We start from the raw sequence: 14,914 nt of genomic DNA on the forward strand, positions 1-14,914 counted from the left end.
ACGTGGGCGTGGCTGGACACGGCGAAGTTCAAGCCGGTGTCGGTGACGGCGTCGGTGCCGCTGCTGAATGTGACGGCGACGACGACGGCGGAGCCAGTCGCTCTGAAGATCGAGCCCGGTACGGCGGACGCGCAGACGTATCCCGCGTCCGGCGTCTGTGAGATCACGGGTGATCGCATCGGTGAGGCGTACGCGAAGGGGAAGGCGGGGGAGACGCCTCCCTGTGGGGTGAAGTATCTCCGCTCCTCGGGCGACGGTTCGTACAAGCTGAGGGCCACCATCACCTGGAAGATCCACTGGACGGGCACCGGCGTACCCGACGCCCGCAACCTGCCGGACGGCACCTTCGGAGCCGACCAGGACGTCGTCGTCCAGGAGATCCAGTCCATCAACCGCTGAGCCCCGACTCCGCGGACGTCCGCCCCACGGGCTGCTGTTGCCCGTTCGCCACCGCTCGCGTTGGTGCCGTCGCGCAGGCCACCGCTAGCGTGTCGACGCCCTTCCGCACCCCACGCCGCTCAGGAGTCCGCCGTGAACCGCCGTTCCCGTCTGCTTGCCACAGTTGCCGTCGGAGCGTCAGCCGTGCTGCTCTTGACCGGGTGCGGCGGGGGTGGTGACAAGCCGAAGGCCGACGACAAGATCGCCGGGGCGGACACCGGCGACGAGGCGTCGGCCACACCCGGCGCGAGCGCGACGCAGCAGACGGGTCGGCCGAGGATCGAGCTGCCCGCCGACCTCCACTACACCTTCGAGTGGCGCAAGACGGGCGACAAGGACAAGGACGCCGTTCTGGCCGACGGTGAGCTGTTCATCAAGGCGACGGACCAGGCGATCGCCAACCAGGACGTGCTCGACCCCGCCTATCGCTTCTACTCGGCGGCGGAGCTCGCGGCTGCGACGCAGAAATACGTACAGCGATTCGTGGACCACAAGGCCCGCACCACCGGTACCTACCGCTTCTACAGCGAGTCCGTCACCCTTCAGGGCGACGGAGCGGCGGCGCTCACGTACTGCGAGGACCAGGGCAAGGCGTACAACAAGTACGTCAAAACCGGAAAGGTCGACAGGACCCCGGTCTCGAAGAACAGCTACATCTTCTACAACACGACGTTGAAGCGGAATTCGGATGGCGTCTGGGTGACGCAGGACATGCTCTCGGAGAGGGGCAGCGCCAGGTGTCAGCCGTGAATCGGCGCAGGGCTCTGAGCGCGTGCCACGCAGAACTGGGCGCAGTATCCGCAGGCCGCCGACGGGCTCTCGTTGCCGCCCGTCGTCCCTGACGCCCTGGAACTCCTCAAGGCCCGCATCAACTTCGACCTCATCGGCAAGAACGCCGAGAAGCGGATGCTGTACGCGGGGTTCGGTCCCACCGTCGGGTGCGGCGTCCTCGCGGTGCGGACGGGCGGGGGTTCCGTCGCCTTCGCGGGGGCGGGCATCGTGTGGGCCGTTCTGCAGGACATCCGCGGCGTCCTCGACCGTCTCTACTCCGCCTGGGCCGACCACGACGCCGACGCCTTCGCCGCGCTCTACACCGAGGACGCCACCGTCGTGATGCCGGGCGTCTTCAACGACGGGCGGGAGGAGATCCGTGCCTACATCGCGGCCGCGTTCGAGGGGCCGCTGAAGGGGTCCAGGCCGCTCGACGAGCCCCGGCGGGTCCGTTTCCCGCGGCCCGGCACCGCCGTCGTCGTCAGCGAGGCCGGGATCCTCCTGGCCGGGGAGAGCGAGGTCCCCGCCGGCCGGCAGCACCGGGCGACCTGGGTGCTCGTCCGCGATCCCGCCGAGGGGACCTGGGCCATCACCTCGTACCACAACGCGGCCGTCTGACCGGCCCGGGCGGGAACGCCGTACGGCACACGTCCGCCGGACGACCCTCACCCGGTCCCGGGCCCGTCCTCACGGCGCGGTCCGGGACCGGGTGAGAGCAACGTTCCCTTCAGGTCACTCACAGGCACAGGGCCGAAACGCGCCCTCCCTACCTTCGGGAAACAGCAGGCCAGTAAGCCCGGAGAACCAATGGAGGCGTGACATGACTGCCCCAGCCACGAGTACGGCCCCCGCGCGGGGCGGTCGCTGGATCGAGGAGTGGGACCCGGAGGACGAGGTCTTCTGGGCGGAGAAGGGGGAGAAGGTCGCCCGGCGCAACCTGTTCTTCTCCGTGCTGTCCGAGCACATCGGGTTCTCCGTGTGGACCATGTGGTCGGTGCTGGTCCTGTTCATGGGACCGGAGTACGGACTCACCCCGGCCGACAAATTTCTGCTCACCTCCATGGTGACGCTCGTCGGCGCGGTGGTGCGGGTGCCCTACACCTTCGCCGTCGCGCTCTTCGGCGGCCGGAACTGGACCATCGTGTCCGCGAGTCTGCTGCTCGTGCCGACCGTCGCCGCGTTCGTCGTGATGGAGCCGGGCACCTCGTTCAACACGTTCCTCGTGATCGGTCTGCTGGCCGGGGTCGGCGGCGGCAACTTCGCCTCCAGCATGACCAACATCAACGCCTTCTTCCCGCTGCGGAAGAAAGGATGGGCACTCGGCCTCAACGCGGGCGGCGGCAACATCGGCGTCCCCGTCATCCAGCTCGTGGCGCTCGCCGTCATCGGGGCGGCCGGCGGACCCAGGGTGCTCCTCGGGATCTACATCCCGCTCGTCGTCGTGGCCGCCGTCCTCGCCGGCCTCTTCATGGACAACCTCACCACCGTGAAGAACGACACCGGCGCGGCCCTGGACGCCGCGAAGGACGCGCACACCTGGATCATGGCGTTCCTGTACATCGGGACCTTCGGATCGTTCATCGGCTACGCCTTCGCCTTCGGCCAGGTGCTCCAGGTCGAGTTCGGGCGGACGCCGCTCCAGGCCGCCTACCTCACCTTCATCGGCCCGCTGCTCGGCTCGCTGATCCGGCCCGTCGGCGGCCGGCTCGCCGACCGCTACGGCGGCGCCAGGATCACCCTGTGGAACTTCGTCGCCATGGCCGCCGCGACCGGGGTCCTGGTGTTCGCCAGCAGTGAGAAGTCGCTGGCGCTGTTCGTCTCGGTCTTCGTGGTGCTCTTCGTGCTCAGCGGGCTCGGCAACGGGTCGACGTACAAGATGATCCCCGGCATCTTCCAGCGGAGGGCCCTGGAAGCGGGGCTCGAAGGGGAGGAGGCCGCCCGCCACGGACGACGTCTCTCCGGCGCCGCCATGGGGCTCATCGGCGCGGTGGGCGCGCTCGGCGGTGTCGGCATCAACCTCGCCTTCCGCCAGTCCTTCCTCAGCTCCGGCTCCGGCACGGGCGCCTTCGTCACCTTCCTCGTCTTCTACGCGGCCGCCTTCGCGGTGACCTGGGCCGTATACCTTCGCCGCCCGGCCGCCGAGCCGGGGGCGAGCGCCACCGCCGAGGCGAAGCCCCAGCTCAGCTACGCCGAGGTGTGACGTAACACGCCCGACATCACCTTGATCCGAGCCTGTCACGGTCCGTTGACAGGCTCGGATCAGCCGCGACGTACGACAGACAGCACAGACCCGTACGACGACTCGACGAGCGCGAGACGAGAACCCATGTACGACGAACAGCAGCGACCCGAGCACGGGCCTCTCTCCGGGTTCACCGTGGGCGTGACCGCCGCGCGCAGGGCCGACGAACTGGGCGTGCTGCTCAAGCGGCGCGGGGCCACCGTCGTGCACGCGCCGGCCCTGCGGATCGTGCCCCTCGCCGACGACGGCGAACTGCTCACCGCGACCAAGGAGTTGATCGACAGCGCCCCCGACGTGGTGGTGGCCACCACCGCCATCGGATTCCGCGGCTGGGTCGAGGCCGCCGACGGCTGGGGGCTGGGCGAGGAACTGCTCGCGCGGCTGCGGAGCGTGGAACTGCTCGCCCGCGGGCCCAAGGTCAAGGGTGCGGTCCGGGCCCAGGGGCTGACGGAGGAGTGGTCGCCGTCCTCCGAGTCGATGGCCGAGGTGCTCGACCGGCTGCTCGAAGAGGGCGTGGACGGCCGCCGCATCGCCGTACAACTACACGGGGAACCGCTGCCCGGGTTCGTCGAGTCGCTGCGCGCCGCCGGGGCCGAGGTCGTCCTCGTACCGGTGTACCGGTGGATGCCGCCGGAGGACATCGGCCCCGTCGACCGACTGCTCGACGCGGCCCTCACCCGCGGGCTGGACGCGCTCACCTTCACCAGCGCCCCCGCCGCGGCCTCCCTGCTGTCCAGGGCCGAGGAACGCGGGGTGCGCGCGGAGTTCCTCGCCGCGCTCCACCACGACGTCCTGCCCGCCTGCGTCGGCCCGGTCACCGCGCTGCCGCTGCAGGCCCTCGGCATCGAAACCGTCCAGCCCGAACGCTTCCGGCTCGGCCCCCTCGTACAACTGCTCTGCAAGGAACTGCCCGGCCGGGCGCGGACGTTGCCCATCGCCGGGCACCAGGTGGAGATCCGGGGACACGCGGTCCTGGTGGACGGGGCGCTGCGGCCCGTACCGCCCGCCGGGATGTCGCTGCTGCGGGCCCTCGCGCGGCGGCCCGGCTGGGTGGTGGCGCGGGCCGAACTGCTGCGCGCCCTGCCGGGTTCCGGCCGCGACGAGCACGCCGTGGAGACCGCGATGGCCCGGCTGCGCACGGCACTCGGCGCGCCCAAGCTGATCCAGACGGTCGTCAAGCGGGGCTACCGGCTCGCGCTGGACCCGGCCGCGGACGCCAAGTACGCCGACGCCTGAGGCCGCCGGTGCCGCAGCAGGGCACGGGCGAGGCAGGCCAGCGCGAGCGTCGACAGCAGGGCCCGTACGACGTTCCAGGCCACCCAGGTGTCCTCGAACCGTTCGCGCACCGCGGCCGGATCGGCGATCCGCGCGGGGTCGCCCGCGTCCGCGAGGCCGTTGTTGAGCGGGACGTTGACGGCCACGGTGACCACGAACGCGAGCGTGTACGCGGCGAGCGCGGCCGGCACCCACCACCGGTCCGGCGTGCCGCGCGACTGCCAGGATGCGACCGCCGTCAGTATCAGCGCGCCCAGGAAGCTCAGGAAGAAGACCGGGTTCTGGATCACCTCGTTGATGTTCCGCATCACCTCGATGAACACCCGGTCGTCGCTGCGCGCCAGCGCCGGCATCACCGCGCAGGCGAAGACGTAGAAGGCCCCCGCGATCAGGCCCGTCGCGACCGTGGCCGCACCCAGTACACCCGCGGCGGCATCACGCCGCTCCGTGCTGTTGTCCGTCATGTCCCTCAGTCAACCGGCGGGCCGCGGCGAGCGACATGGCCGAGGATCGCGGCCGCATACGCGGGCGTCCACGGCGCGCCCCGCCACGCGTCCGGTAAGCATCCGGCGGGCATCCGGTACGGGACCGGTGCCGAGTCTTCCGGCGGGGCGCCGGGGCATGCACTGTAGGGGGTACAGCGGCAGGTGACCCCAAGGCGGTGACAGGCGCATGGCATCGGGCATGGCCACAGCCTCGTACGAGCTGCGGTTCGACTCCGGGCGGATCTGCCTGGACCTGACGGCGACCACCCATCCCGAGGAACGCCTCGACTCGGGCGCCCGGTTGAGCGCCTGGGTCCTCGCGTCCGGGCTGGTTCCGGCGGGTACCGTCCTGACCGCCGTGGACGCCTCGTGGCTGCTCGGCTTCCGGGAACTGCGCGGACATGTCACCCAGTTGGTGCGCGGCGAACTGGACGGGCGGCCCGCTGACGGCGCCCTCGCCCGCGTCAACGCCGTCGCCCTCGCGGCTCCGCCCGCTCCCTGGGCCGTCCGCGCCGACGACGGTTCGCTGCGCAGGGGGCTCCGCACCCCGCCGTACTGCGGTGAACTACTGTCTGTGGTGGCCCGGGACGCCCTCGATCTGCTCACCGACCCGCTCGCGCGGGCGAGTCTGAGACAGTGCGAGGGTGACAACTGCCCGATCGTCTATCTCGACACCTCGCGCGGCCGTCGCCGCCGCTGGTGCTCCAGCGAGGTGTGCGGCAATCGGGAGCGGGTGGCCCGGCACCGGCGGCGGGCGGCTCTGGCACGCGCCTGATCACACCCGTCCGTGATGTTCCAGTGACGTGAGGTGATCGATATGCATTCTTTTCGCCGTCTACACATCTTCACCAGAAAAAATCCTGAACACTTTGAACACCCGCGTACCAGCACACGTACCCGGTGATGAGCGACCGACTGGGGGAACCCCCGGACACCGGAGGTAGGCGTGCGCAAGGATTCAGCCGTGGCTGATGAACACAAGCCAAGGGCCCGACATCGCATGTCTCAGCAGTCCTCGTCGACCGAACCCGACGAGGAGCTGATGCGTGCGCTGTACCGGGAACACGCGGGGCCCCTGCTGGCCTACGTGCTGCGCCTGGTGGCCGGAGACCGGCAGCGCGCCGAAGACGTTGTGCAGGAAACACTCATCCGTGCCTGGAAGAACGCCGGCCAGCTCAATCGAGCGACCGGTTCGGTACGCCCCTGGCTGGTGACGGTCGCCCGGCGCATCGTCATCGACGGCCACCGCAGCCGGCAGGCCCGGCCGCAGGAGGTCGACCCGTCGCCGCTGGAGGTCATCCCCGCGGAGGACGAGATCGACAAGGCGTTGTGGCTGATGACACTGTCGGACGCGCTGGACGACCTGACCCCTGCTCACAGGGAAGTATTGGTCGAAACTTACTTCAAAGGGCGTACCGTCAATGAGGCGGCCGAAACGCTCGGCATTCCCAGCGGCACTGTGCGCTCACGGGTTTTCTACGCCCTTCGGTCGATGAAGCTGGCTCTTGAGGAGCGGGGGGTGACGGCATGAACACGTACGGGGGTTACGGAACAGGTGGTCCGGGAGCCATGCAAGGTCCACGAGGACAGCAAGGGTCCGGGGACAACATTCACGAGACTGTCGGCGCCTACGCGCTCGGCATCCTCGACGACATCGAGGCCACGGCCTTCGAGGAGCATCTCGCCTCCTGCGAGTGGTGCGCCCAGCAGCTCGACGAGCTCGCCGGGATGGAGCCGATGCTCGCGGCCCTCGCCGACCTGCCCGCCTCACAGGGCACCCCGGCCATCGCGGAGTCCCTCTCGGCCCGCCCGAGCCCACGGCTCGCGGAACGGCTGGTGGACGAGGTCTCGGCACGCCGTGCCCAGAAGCGCCGGCGGGGCATGTACCTGGTCGCCGCCGCGGCCGCGCTGATCATCGGCGGTCCGCTGACCGTCATGGCCGTCAACGGCGGCAGCGACACCGGGTCGAACCCGCCGCAGGCGATGCCCACCAGCCCGGCCAAGGCCGCCTTCCAGGTCATGAGCGACAAGTCGTCGGCCACGGACCCGAAGACCAAGGTCAGCGCCGTCGTCGCGATCGAGCCGAAGGACTGGGGCACCCACGCGGTCCTCCAGCTCAAGAACGTCACGGGCCCCGAGAAGTGCTCCCTGATCGCCGTCGGCAAGAACGGCGAGCGCGAGACGGTCACCTCCTGGTCGGTCCCGGAGTGGGGTTACGGCACGCCCAACGCCAAGACCGAGGATGCCAAGCAGCCCCTCTACGTCCACGGCGGCGCGGCCTTCGAGCCGAACCAGATCGACCACTTCGAGGTCATGACGTTCGGGGGGAAGCGCCTCGTCGAGGTGAAGGCGTGAGCGGACTCAGGGCGCGGACGTAGCCCGGCGGGCCTCCCTTCGCGTACGGTTGACGGCTGCCCAGCACGTCAGAAGGGGGCGCCCGGTGGCCGCTCAGGCTCAGCAGGAAACCGCGCTCGGCTCGGTCCGCACATCCGTACCGGAGGAGTCCGTCAAGGACGACTCCGTAAGGGACCGTGAGATCGCCGTCGAACAGGAACATCTGGACCGGGTCTACCGGCGCCTCGAGGAGAAGATCCACGAGGCCGAGTTCCTCATGCACGACGCCGCCCAGCGCGGGCACGTCGGCACCCCGGGGGCGCTCGCGGAGCGGGACGCCCAGGTGTTCCGCGCGGGAATCCACCTCAACCGTCTCAACAACGAGTTCGAGGACTTCCTCTTCGGCCGGATCGACCTGCTCCGCGGCAAGGACGGCGTGAAGGGGCCCGACGGCGCCTACACCGCGGTGGAACCCGCCGAGGGCGTGGTCCGTGAGGACAACACCGCCGACATCGCGGAGACGCTCCACATCGGCCGTATCGGTGTCCTGGACGCCGAGTACGCGCCGCTGGTGATCGACTGGCGGGCACCGGCGGCCGCCCCGTTCTACCGCTCCACCCCGGTCGACCCCGGCCGGGTCGTGCGGCGCCGCGTCATCCGCTCCAAGGGCCGCCGGGTCCTCGGGGTCGAGGACGACCTGATGCGCCCGCAGGTCAAGGCCTCCCTCGACGGCCGTGAGCTGCCCGTCATCGGCGACGGCGCGCTCATGGCCGCGCTCGGGCAGGCCCGCAGCCACACCATGCGCGACATCGTGGCGTCCATCCAGGCCGAGCAGGACATGGTGATCCGCGCGCCCGCCGCGTCCGTGACCTACGTCGAGGGCGGCCCCGGCACCGGCAAGACGGCGGTGGCCCTGCACCGGGCCGCCTACCTCCTCTACCAGGACCGCCGCCGGTACGCGGGCGGCATCCTGATCGTCTCCCCGACCCCGCTGCTCGTCGCCTACACCGAGGGCGTGCTGCCCTCGCTCGGCGAGGAGGGCCAGGTGGCGATCCGCGCGATCGGCTCGCTCGTCGACGGTGTGGCCGCCACGCTGTACGACTCCCCGGCGGTGGCCCGCGCCAAGGGCTCGTACCGGATGCTGCGAGTGCTGCGGAAGGCGGCGCGCGGCGCGCTGGAGGCCCCGGCCGGCACGGCGCGCGGCGGCGGCAACGGCCAGCTCGCCCTCGGTGAGCCGGAGCAGGCCCCCGCGGGCACTCCCACCCGGCTGCGGGTCGTCGCCTTCGGGCGCCGCCTCGAGCTGGAGTCCGCCGAACTGGACCGGATCAAGCACAACGCGCTCGGCGGGACCGCGCCGGTCAACCTGCTGCGTCCGCGCGCCCGCAGACTGCTGCTGGACGCGCTGTGGGCGAAGTCGGGCGCCGGGACCCGGCACTCGGACCCGTCGCTGGCCGCCGAGCTGCGGTCCTCGTTCGACGAGGACGTCACCTCCGAGGACAGTTTCGTGGCGTTCCTGGACGCCTGGTGGCCGGAGCTGACCCCGCGCGGGGTGCTGGCCGCCATGGCCGACGAGCGGCGCCTCGGGCGCTGGGCGCGCCGGATCCTCAACCCCGGCGAGGTCCGCCGGGTCGCCCGCTCGCTCAAGCGGGACGGGTTCTCCGTGCACGACGCGGCGATGCTCGACGAGCTGGAGGCGATCGTCGGGACGCCCGCCCGGCCCAAGAAGCGCCGCGAACTGGATCCGCTGGACCAGCTCACCGGCCTCGACGAGCTCATGCCGGTGCGCGAGGAGACACAGCGCGAGCGCGCCGAGCGGCTGGCGCAGGAGCGGACCGAGTACGCGCACGTGATCGTCGACGAGGCGCAGGACCTCACGCCCATGCAGTGGCGGATGGTCGGCCGGCGCGGCCGGCACGCCACCTGGACGGTCGTGGGCGACCCGGCCCAGTCCTCGTGGTCCGACCCCGACGAGGCGGCCGAGGCCCGTGACGAGGCGCTCGGCACCCGCCCCCGGCGCCGCTTCACCCTCACCGTCAACTACCGCAACCCGGCGGAGATCGCCGAGCTGGCCGCCAAGGTCCTCGCCCTCGCCATGCCGGGCTCCGAGTCCCCGTCCGCCGTACGGTCCACGGGCGTCGAGCCCCGCTTCGCGGTCGTACGGGACTCCCTGGCGCAGACCGTGCGCGCCGAGGCCGCCCATCTGCTCGACCGGGTCGACGGCACCGTGGGCGTCGTCGTCGCCATGAACCGGCGCGAGGAGGCCGCCCGCTGGCTCGCCGGGCTCGGGGACCGTGTGGTGGCCCTGGGAAGCCTGGAGGCCAAGGGCCTGGAGTACGACGCGACGGTGGTCGTCTCGCCCGCCGAGATCGCCGACGAGTCGCCCGCCGGACTGCGTGTCCTGTACGTCGCCCTGACCCGGGCCACGCAGCAGCTCACCGTCGTCTCCAGCGACCGCGACGAGCCCGACGCGGACGGGGTCCCCGACCTCCTGCGGGACTGACGCCCTCCGCGCCGAAAAGAACTCCCGGGACGGGAATTGCTCTACGGGAATCCTTTGTTACCTTTGACGTGACACCGGCCCGATCCAAGCCCCCGGGCCCAACCTTCGTCGCTACGAGCGACCACTTGCCGCGAGGCGAGCATGGCGGGTCGGTGTCATTGACCGTCGTCCTTCACCGAAGGACCAGGAGAGGCCCACGTCACCTGTGACGTGGGCCTCTTGCGTCACCCGACCCTCTCTCGCGGAGGCGGACGCCCTCTCGTACAGTGGAATCCGCTTTCCGAAAACGCGAAGCCCCGGCGAACAAAACGTTCGCAATCCGGGGCGACTACCTCGTACTCAGGGGTAGGTGCGACGATCGGACGGCACACAGCAGTGACTCGGTGAAAAAGCAGAGGAAGTCGGCCATGGCAACGGCGCCCAGCGTCTCCTACTCGATGACGGTCCGGCTGGAGGTGCCCGCGAGCGGAACCGCGGTCTCCCAGCTCACGACGGCCGTGGAGTCCAGCGGAGGCTCGGTGACCGGCCTCGACGTGACCGCGTCCGGGCACGAGAAGCTCCGGATCGACGTCACCATCGCGGCGAGCTCCACCGCGCACGCCGACGAGATCGTCGAGGAGCTGCGCCGGATCGAGGGCGTGACCCTCGGCAAGGTCTCGGACCGTACGTTCCTCATGCACCTCGGCGGCAAGATCGAGATGCAGTCCAAGCACCCGATCCGCAACCGTGACGACCTCTCCATGATCTACACCCCGGGCGTGGCCCGCGTGTGCATGGCGATCGCCGAGAACCCCGAGGACGCCCGCCGCCTCACCATCAAGCGCAATTCCGTTGCGGTCGTGACGGACGGCTCCGCGGTGCTGGGCCTCGGCAACATCGGCCCGATGGCCGCGCTGCCCGTCATGGAGGGCAAGGCGGCCCTCTTCAAGCGCTTCGCCGGCATCGACGCCTGGCCGCTGTGCCTGGACACCCAGGACACCGACGCGATCGTCGAGATCGTCAAGGCGATCGCCCCCGGCTTCGCGGGCATCAACCTGGAGGACATCTCCGCGCCGCGCTGCTTCGAGATCGAGGCCCGGCTGCGCGAGGCCCTCGACATCCCCGTCTTCCACGACGACCAGCACGGCACGGCCATCGTCGTCCTCGCCGCCCTGACCAACGCACTTCGCGTCGCGGACAAGGCGATCGGCGACATCCGGGTCGTCATGTCCGGCGCGGGAGCGGCCGGTACGGCCATCCTCAAGCTGCTGATCGCCGCCGGGGTGAAGAACGCCGTCGTCGCCGACATCCACGGCGTCGTGCACGCGGGCCGCGGCGACCTCGTCGACGCCGCCCCGGACTCGCCGCTGCGCTGGATCGCCGACAACACCAACCTCGAAGGCCTCACGGGCACGTTGAAGGAGGCGGTGCGCGACGCCGACGTCTTCATCGGTGTCTCCGCCCCGAACGTGATCGACGGCGACGACGTGGCCTCGATGGCGGAGAACGCCATCGTGTTCGCGCTCGCGAATCCCGACCCCGAGGTCGACCCGGCAATCGCCCGCCAGACCGCGGCAGTTGTGGCCACCGGCCGCTCCGACTTCCCCAACCAGATCAACAACGTCCTGGTGTTCCCGGGCGTCTTCCGTGGCCTCCTGGACGCCCAGTCGCGTACCGTCAACACGGAGATGATGCTCGCCGCCGCGGCCGCGCTCGCGAGCGTGGTGACCGAGGACGAGCTCAACCCGAACTACATCATCCCCAGCGTCTTCAACGACAAGGTCGCGGGCGCGGTCGCCGGAGCGGTGCGTGACGCCGCGAAGGCGGCGGGGGCGACGGCCGCGGCCAACACGAGCGCGTAGCACGGGTCGAGCGGGCCGCGTGCCCGCGCCGTACCGACCGGCGTCCCGTCTGTGACGGGCGCCACGACCGCCCGGAACCCGGCGCGTCGCGGAACGCGGGGCCAGTGGCCGCCTCTAGGGTGGCGGCCAGGCTCAGGCCTCGCAGGGGCCTCTTCGTGTGACCCCCAAGGGTGTTCGTGTGACTCCCAGGGGCGCCGGATTGGCTTTCCCGCCGCAGGTGGGGGCAGGATGCGTATTCGGGCGCGACGGTCCGGCCACGGACCCGGGTCCGGGAGCCGACCGAGGACCCTGGCAGCATCGGCTTCACTGTGCCCGATATGCGGCTCCGCCGCCTGGCACGCCTCAACAGCAAGAAGAACACGGGAGTAACAACATGAACCGCAGTGAGCTGGTGGCCGCGCTGGCCGACCGTGCCGAGGTGACCCGCAAGGACGCCGACGCCGTTCTGGCCGCTTTCGCCGAGACCGTCGGCGAGATCGTCGCCAAGGGCGACGAGAAGGTGACCATCCCCGGCTTCCTGACCTTCGAGCGCACCCACCGTGCCGCTCGCACCGCGCGCAACCCGCAGACCGGCGACCCGATCCAGATCCCGGCCGGCTTCAGCGTGAAGGTCTCCGCGGGCAGCAAGCTCAAGGAAGCCGCCAAGGGCAACTAGTCCCGGCGCCGGTACGTTCCCCTCGGACGCGGGACGCGGGAGGCGTACGAAGCCCAGCAACGCCAATGGGGCGGCCCTTTCAGGGGGCCGCCCCATCGGCGTACGCGGGCGAGCCCGCCGGAGTGCTCAGCCGAGCGCCTTGCCCGGCAGTTCGACCTTCGCGCCGAGCGCGATGAGCTTGTCCATGAAGTTCTCGTAGCCGCGGTTGATCAGGTCGATGCCGTGGACGCGGGACGTGCCCTGGGCCGCCAGCGCCGCGATCAGGTACGAGAAGCCGCCGCGCAGGTCGGGGATGACCAGGTCGGCGCCCTGAAGCTTCGTCGGGCCCGAAACGACCGCGGAGTGCAGGAAGTTGCGCTGACCGAAGCGGCAGACCGAGCCGCCGAGGCACTCGCGGTAGAGCTGGATGTGCGCGCCCATCTGGTTCAGCGCGGACGTGAAGCCCAGCCGGGACTCGTACACCGTCTCGTGGATGATCGACAGGCCGGTGGCCTGCGTCAGGGCCACGACCAGCGGCTGCTGCCAGTCGGTCTGGAAGCCGGGGTGGACGTCCGTCTCCAGGGCGATGGACTTGAGCTGGCCGCCCGGGTGCCAGAAGCGGATGCCCTCGTCGTCGATCTCGAAGGCACCGCCGACCTTGCGGTAGGTGTTGAGGAACGTCATCATCGACCGCTGCTGGGCGCCGCGGACGTAGATGTTGCCCTCGGTCGCCAGCGCCGCGGAGGCCCACGAGGCGGCCTCCAGACGGTCCGGGAGAGCCGCGTGGGTGTAACCGCCGAGCGAGTCCACACCGGTGATGCGGATCGTCCGGTCGGTGTCCATCGCGATGATGGCACCCATCTTCTGCAGGACGCAGATCAGGTCCTCGATCTCCGGCTCCACGGCCGCGTTCGAGAGCTCCGTGACACCCTCCGCGAGGACCGCGGTCAGCAGCACCTGCTCGGTCGCGCCCACGGACGGGTACGGAAGCTGGATCTTGGTGCCGCGCAGCCGCTGCGGGGCCTCCAGGTACTGGCCGTCCTCCCGCTTCTCGATCTTCGCGCCGAACTGCCGCAGCACCTCGAAGTGGAAGTCGATCGGCCGGCCGCCGATGTCGCAGCCGCCGAGGCCCGGGATGAACGCGTGGCCCAGCCGGTGCAGCAGCGGGCCGCAGAAGAGGATCGGGATGCGCGACGAGCCCGCGTGCGCGTCGATGTCGGCGACGTTCGCGCTCTCGACGTGCGAGGGGTCGAGGATCAGCTCACCGGGCTCCTCACCCGGACGGACGGTCACACCGTGCAACTGCAGCAGCCCGCGTACGACACGGACGTCGCGGATGTCGGGGACATTGCGCAGCCGGCTCGGTCCGCTGCCCAGCAGGGCGGCGACCATGGCCTTCGGTACGAGGTTCTTCGCACCGCGGACACGGATCTCGCCCTCAAGCGGGGTTCCGCCATGGACAAGCAGGACATCGTCGTTGACGGTCATGTATCTCGCGTTCCGATGAGTTGGGCAGGTGTGGGTCGTCGGCAGGCCGGTCGTACGGGAGCCGAACAGCAAGGGTAATGGGCGCCCGCCCCGGCGCAGTAAGCCCGAGGAGGACTCAGCTCTGTCATAGCTTGGACACAACACGAGCCGTCCCGGGCCGGGTACGCGGGGTCACCGGCACGGGTGTGCGCGGGCGACGCTTCGTTGCGCCCTGAGCTGCATTCACTCCCGTACGCGCATTGGCTCCCCACATGAAGGGAATGTGCGGGATCATGTCTGGCATGACCGAGGTGTCCTCGCTCACAGGGCGGCTGCTCGTGGCCACGCCCGCCCTGGCGGACCCGAACTTCGACCGTGCGGTGGTGCTGCTCCTCGACCACGACGAGGAGGGCTCCCTCGGTGTCGTCCTCAACCGTCCGACGCCGGTCGGTGTCGGGGACATCCTGGAGAACTGGGCCGGGCTGGCCGGGGAACCGGGTGTCGTCTTCCAGGGCGGTCCCGTCTCGCTGGACTCCGCGCTGGGGGTGGCGGTCATACCGGGCGGCACGGCGGGGGAGCGCGCGCCCCTCGGCTGGCGGCGGGTGCACGGCGCGATCGGTCTCGTGGACCTGGAGGCCCCGCCCGAGCTGCTGGCGTCCGCCCTCGGCTCCCTGCGCATCTTCGCCGGATACGCGGGCTGGGGACCGGGCCAACTGGAGAACGAACTGGTCGAAGGCGCCTGGTACGTCGTCGAGTCCGAACCCGGTGACGTCTCCTCCCCGGCGCCCGAACGCCTGTGGCGCGAGGTCCTGCGCCGTCAGCGCAGCGAACTGGCGATGGTCGCGACCTACCCCGACGACCCCTCCCTCAACTGACCGGCGCACCGGCCCCCGTGCCTTCCGCCGAAGGCGCGCGACCCTTCCCTCA

General features: G+C 70.6%; 13 protein-coding genes and 1 pseudogene. 12 read left to right on the plus strand and 2 right to left on the minus strand.

The genetic code is table 11. The annotated features are described in order from the left end of the window. The 5 genes and pseudogenes from ACWEBX_RS25155 to ACWEBX_RS25175 form a co-directional block, all read left to right on the plus strand. A pseudogene (locus tag ACWEBX_RS25155) lies at positions 1–399 on the plus strand (hypothetical protein); the annotation flags it as partial. Between the two features lie 183 nt (positions 400–582). Further along, positions 583–1,188: a hypothetical protein gene (locus ACWEBX_RS25160; RefSeq protein ID WP_451887083.1), complete on the plus strand. Its 606-nt coding sequence runs from the start codon at positions 583–585 to the stop codon at positions 1,186–1,188. A gap of 72 nt (positions 1,189–1,260) precedes the next feature. After that, the gene (locus tag ACWEBX_RS25165; protein ID WP_451887084.1) at positions 1,261–1,827 is read left to right on the plus strand and encodes an SgcJ/EcaC family oxidoreductase; all 567 of its coding nucleotides are present in this window, start codon (positions 1,261–1,263) and stop codon (positions 1,825–1,827) included. Positions 1,828–2,029: 202 nt separating this feature from the next. Further along, complete coding sequence (locus ACWEBX_RS25170; RefSeq protein WP_451887085.1) at positions 2,030–3,409, plus strand: nitrate/nitrite transporter; 1,380 nt, start codon at positions 2,030–2,032, stop codon at positions 3,407–3,409. A 126-nt stretch (positions 3,410–3,535) separates the two neighbouring features. Then, a complete protein-coding gene (locus tag ACWEBX_RS25175) occupies positions 3,536–4,687 on the plus strand; it encodes a uroporphyrinogen-III synthase (RefSeq protein WP_451887086.1) in 1,152 nt (383 codons plus the stop codon). Here the strand turns inward: ACWEBX_RS25175 and ACWEBX_RS25180 are convergent. Next, positions 4,636–5,190, minus strand: coding sequence for an anthrone oxygenase family protein (locus tag ACWEBX_RS25180; RefSeq protein ID WP_451887087.1), 555 nt, complete (start codon positions 5,188–5,190; stop codon positions 4,636–4,638). The two genes, ACWEBX_RS25175 and ACWEBX_RS25180, sit on opposite strands and share 52 nt — an antisense overlap. Positions 5,191–5,398: 208 nt before the next feature. Between ACWEBX_RS25180 and ACWEBX_RS25185 the strand changes: the two genes are divergently transcribed. From ACWEBX_RS25185 to ACWEBX_RS25210, 6 genes are all read left to right on the plus strand, one after another. Continuing rightward, positions 5,399–5,986 carry a CGNR zinc finger domain-containing protein gene (locus ACWEBX_RS25185; RefSeq protein ID WP_451887088.1) on the plus strand — a complete coding sequence of 196 codons (588 nt, stop codon included), beginning with the start codon at positions 5,399–5,401 and terminating at the stop codon, positions 5,984–5,986. Positions 5,987–6,211: 225 nt separating this feature from the next. Continuing rightward, on the plus strand, positions 6,212–6,742 hold the full coding sequence (locus ACWEBX_RS25190; protein ID WP_037619265.1) for a sigma-70 family RNA polymerase sigma factor: 531 nt from the start codon (positions 6,212–6,214) through the stop codon (positions 6,740–6,742). Between the two features lie 38 nt (positions 6,743–6,780). Continuing rightward, complete coding sequence (locus ACWEBX_RS25195; RefSeq protein ID WP_451887089.1) at positions 6,781–7,566, plus strand: anti-sigma factor family protein; 786 nt, start codon at positions 6,781–6,783, stop codon at positions 7,564–7,566. An 85-nt stretch (positions 7,567–7,651) separates the two neighbouring features. Continuing rightward, positions 7,652–10,045, plus strand: a complete 2,394-nt coding sequence (locus tag ACWEBX_RS25200; protein WP_451887090.1) for a HelD family protein — start codon at positions 7,652–7,654, stop codon at positions 10,043–10,045. Between the two features lie 407 nt (positions 10,046–10,452). Beyond that, a complete protein-coding gene (locus ACWEBX_RS25205) occupies positions 10,453–11,886 on the plus strand; it encodes a malic enzyme-like NAD(P)-binding protein (protein WP_451887091.1) in 1,434 nt (477 codons plus the stop codon). 373 nt (positions 11,887–12,259) lie between these two features. Then, a complete protein-coding gene (locus ACWEBX_RS25210) occupies positions 12,260–12,541 on the plus strand; it encodes an HU family DNA-binding protein (RefSeq protein WP_037619258.1) in 282 nt (93 codons plus the stop codon). Positions 12,542–12,667: 126 nt separating this feature from the next. Here ACWEBX_RS25210 and murA read toward each other — a convergent pair whose 3' ends face one another. Further along, positions 12,668–14,008, minus strand: a complete 1,341-nt coding sequence (murA, locus tag ACWEBX_RS25215) for a UDP-N-acetylglucosamine 1-carboxyvinyltransferase (protein WP_451887092.1) — start codon at positions 14,006–14,008, stop codon at positions 12,668–12,670. 281 nt (positions 14,009–14,289) lie between these two features. Here murA and ACWEBX_RS25220 point away from each other — a divergent pair, with 281 nt between their 5' ends. After that, positions 14,290–14,862, plus strand: coding sequence for a YqgE/AlgH family protein (locus ACWEBX_RS25220; RefSeq protein WP_355768940.1), 573 nt, complete (start codon positions 14,290–14,292; stop codon positions 14,860–14,862). Positions 14,863–14,914 lie beyond the last annotated feature (52 nt).

It is taken from the genome of Streptomyces sp. NPDC005070 (genome assembly GCF_053600395.1).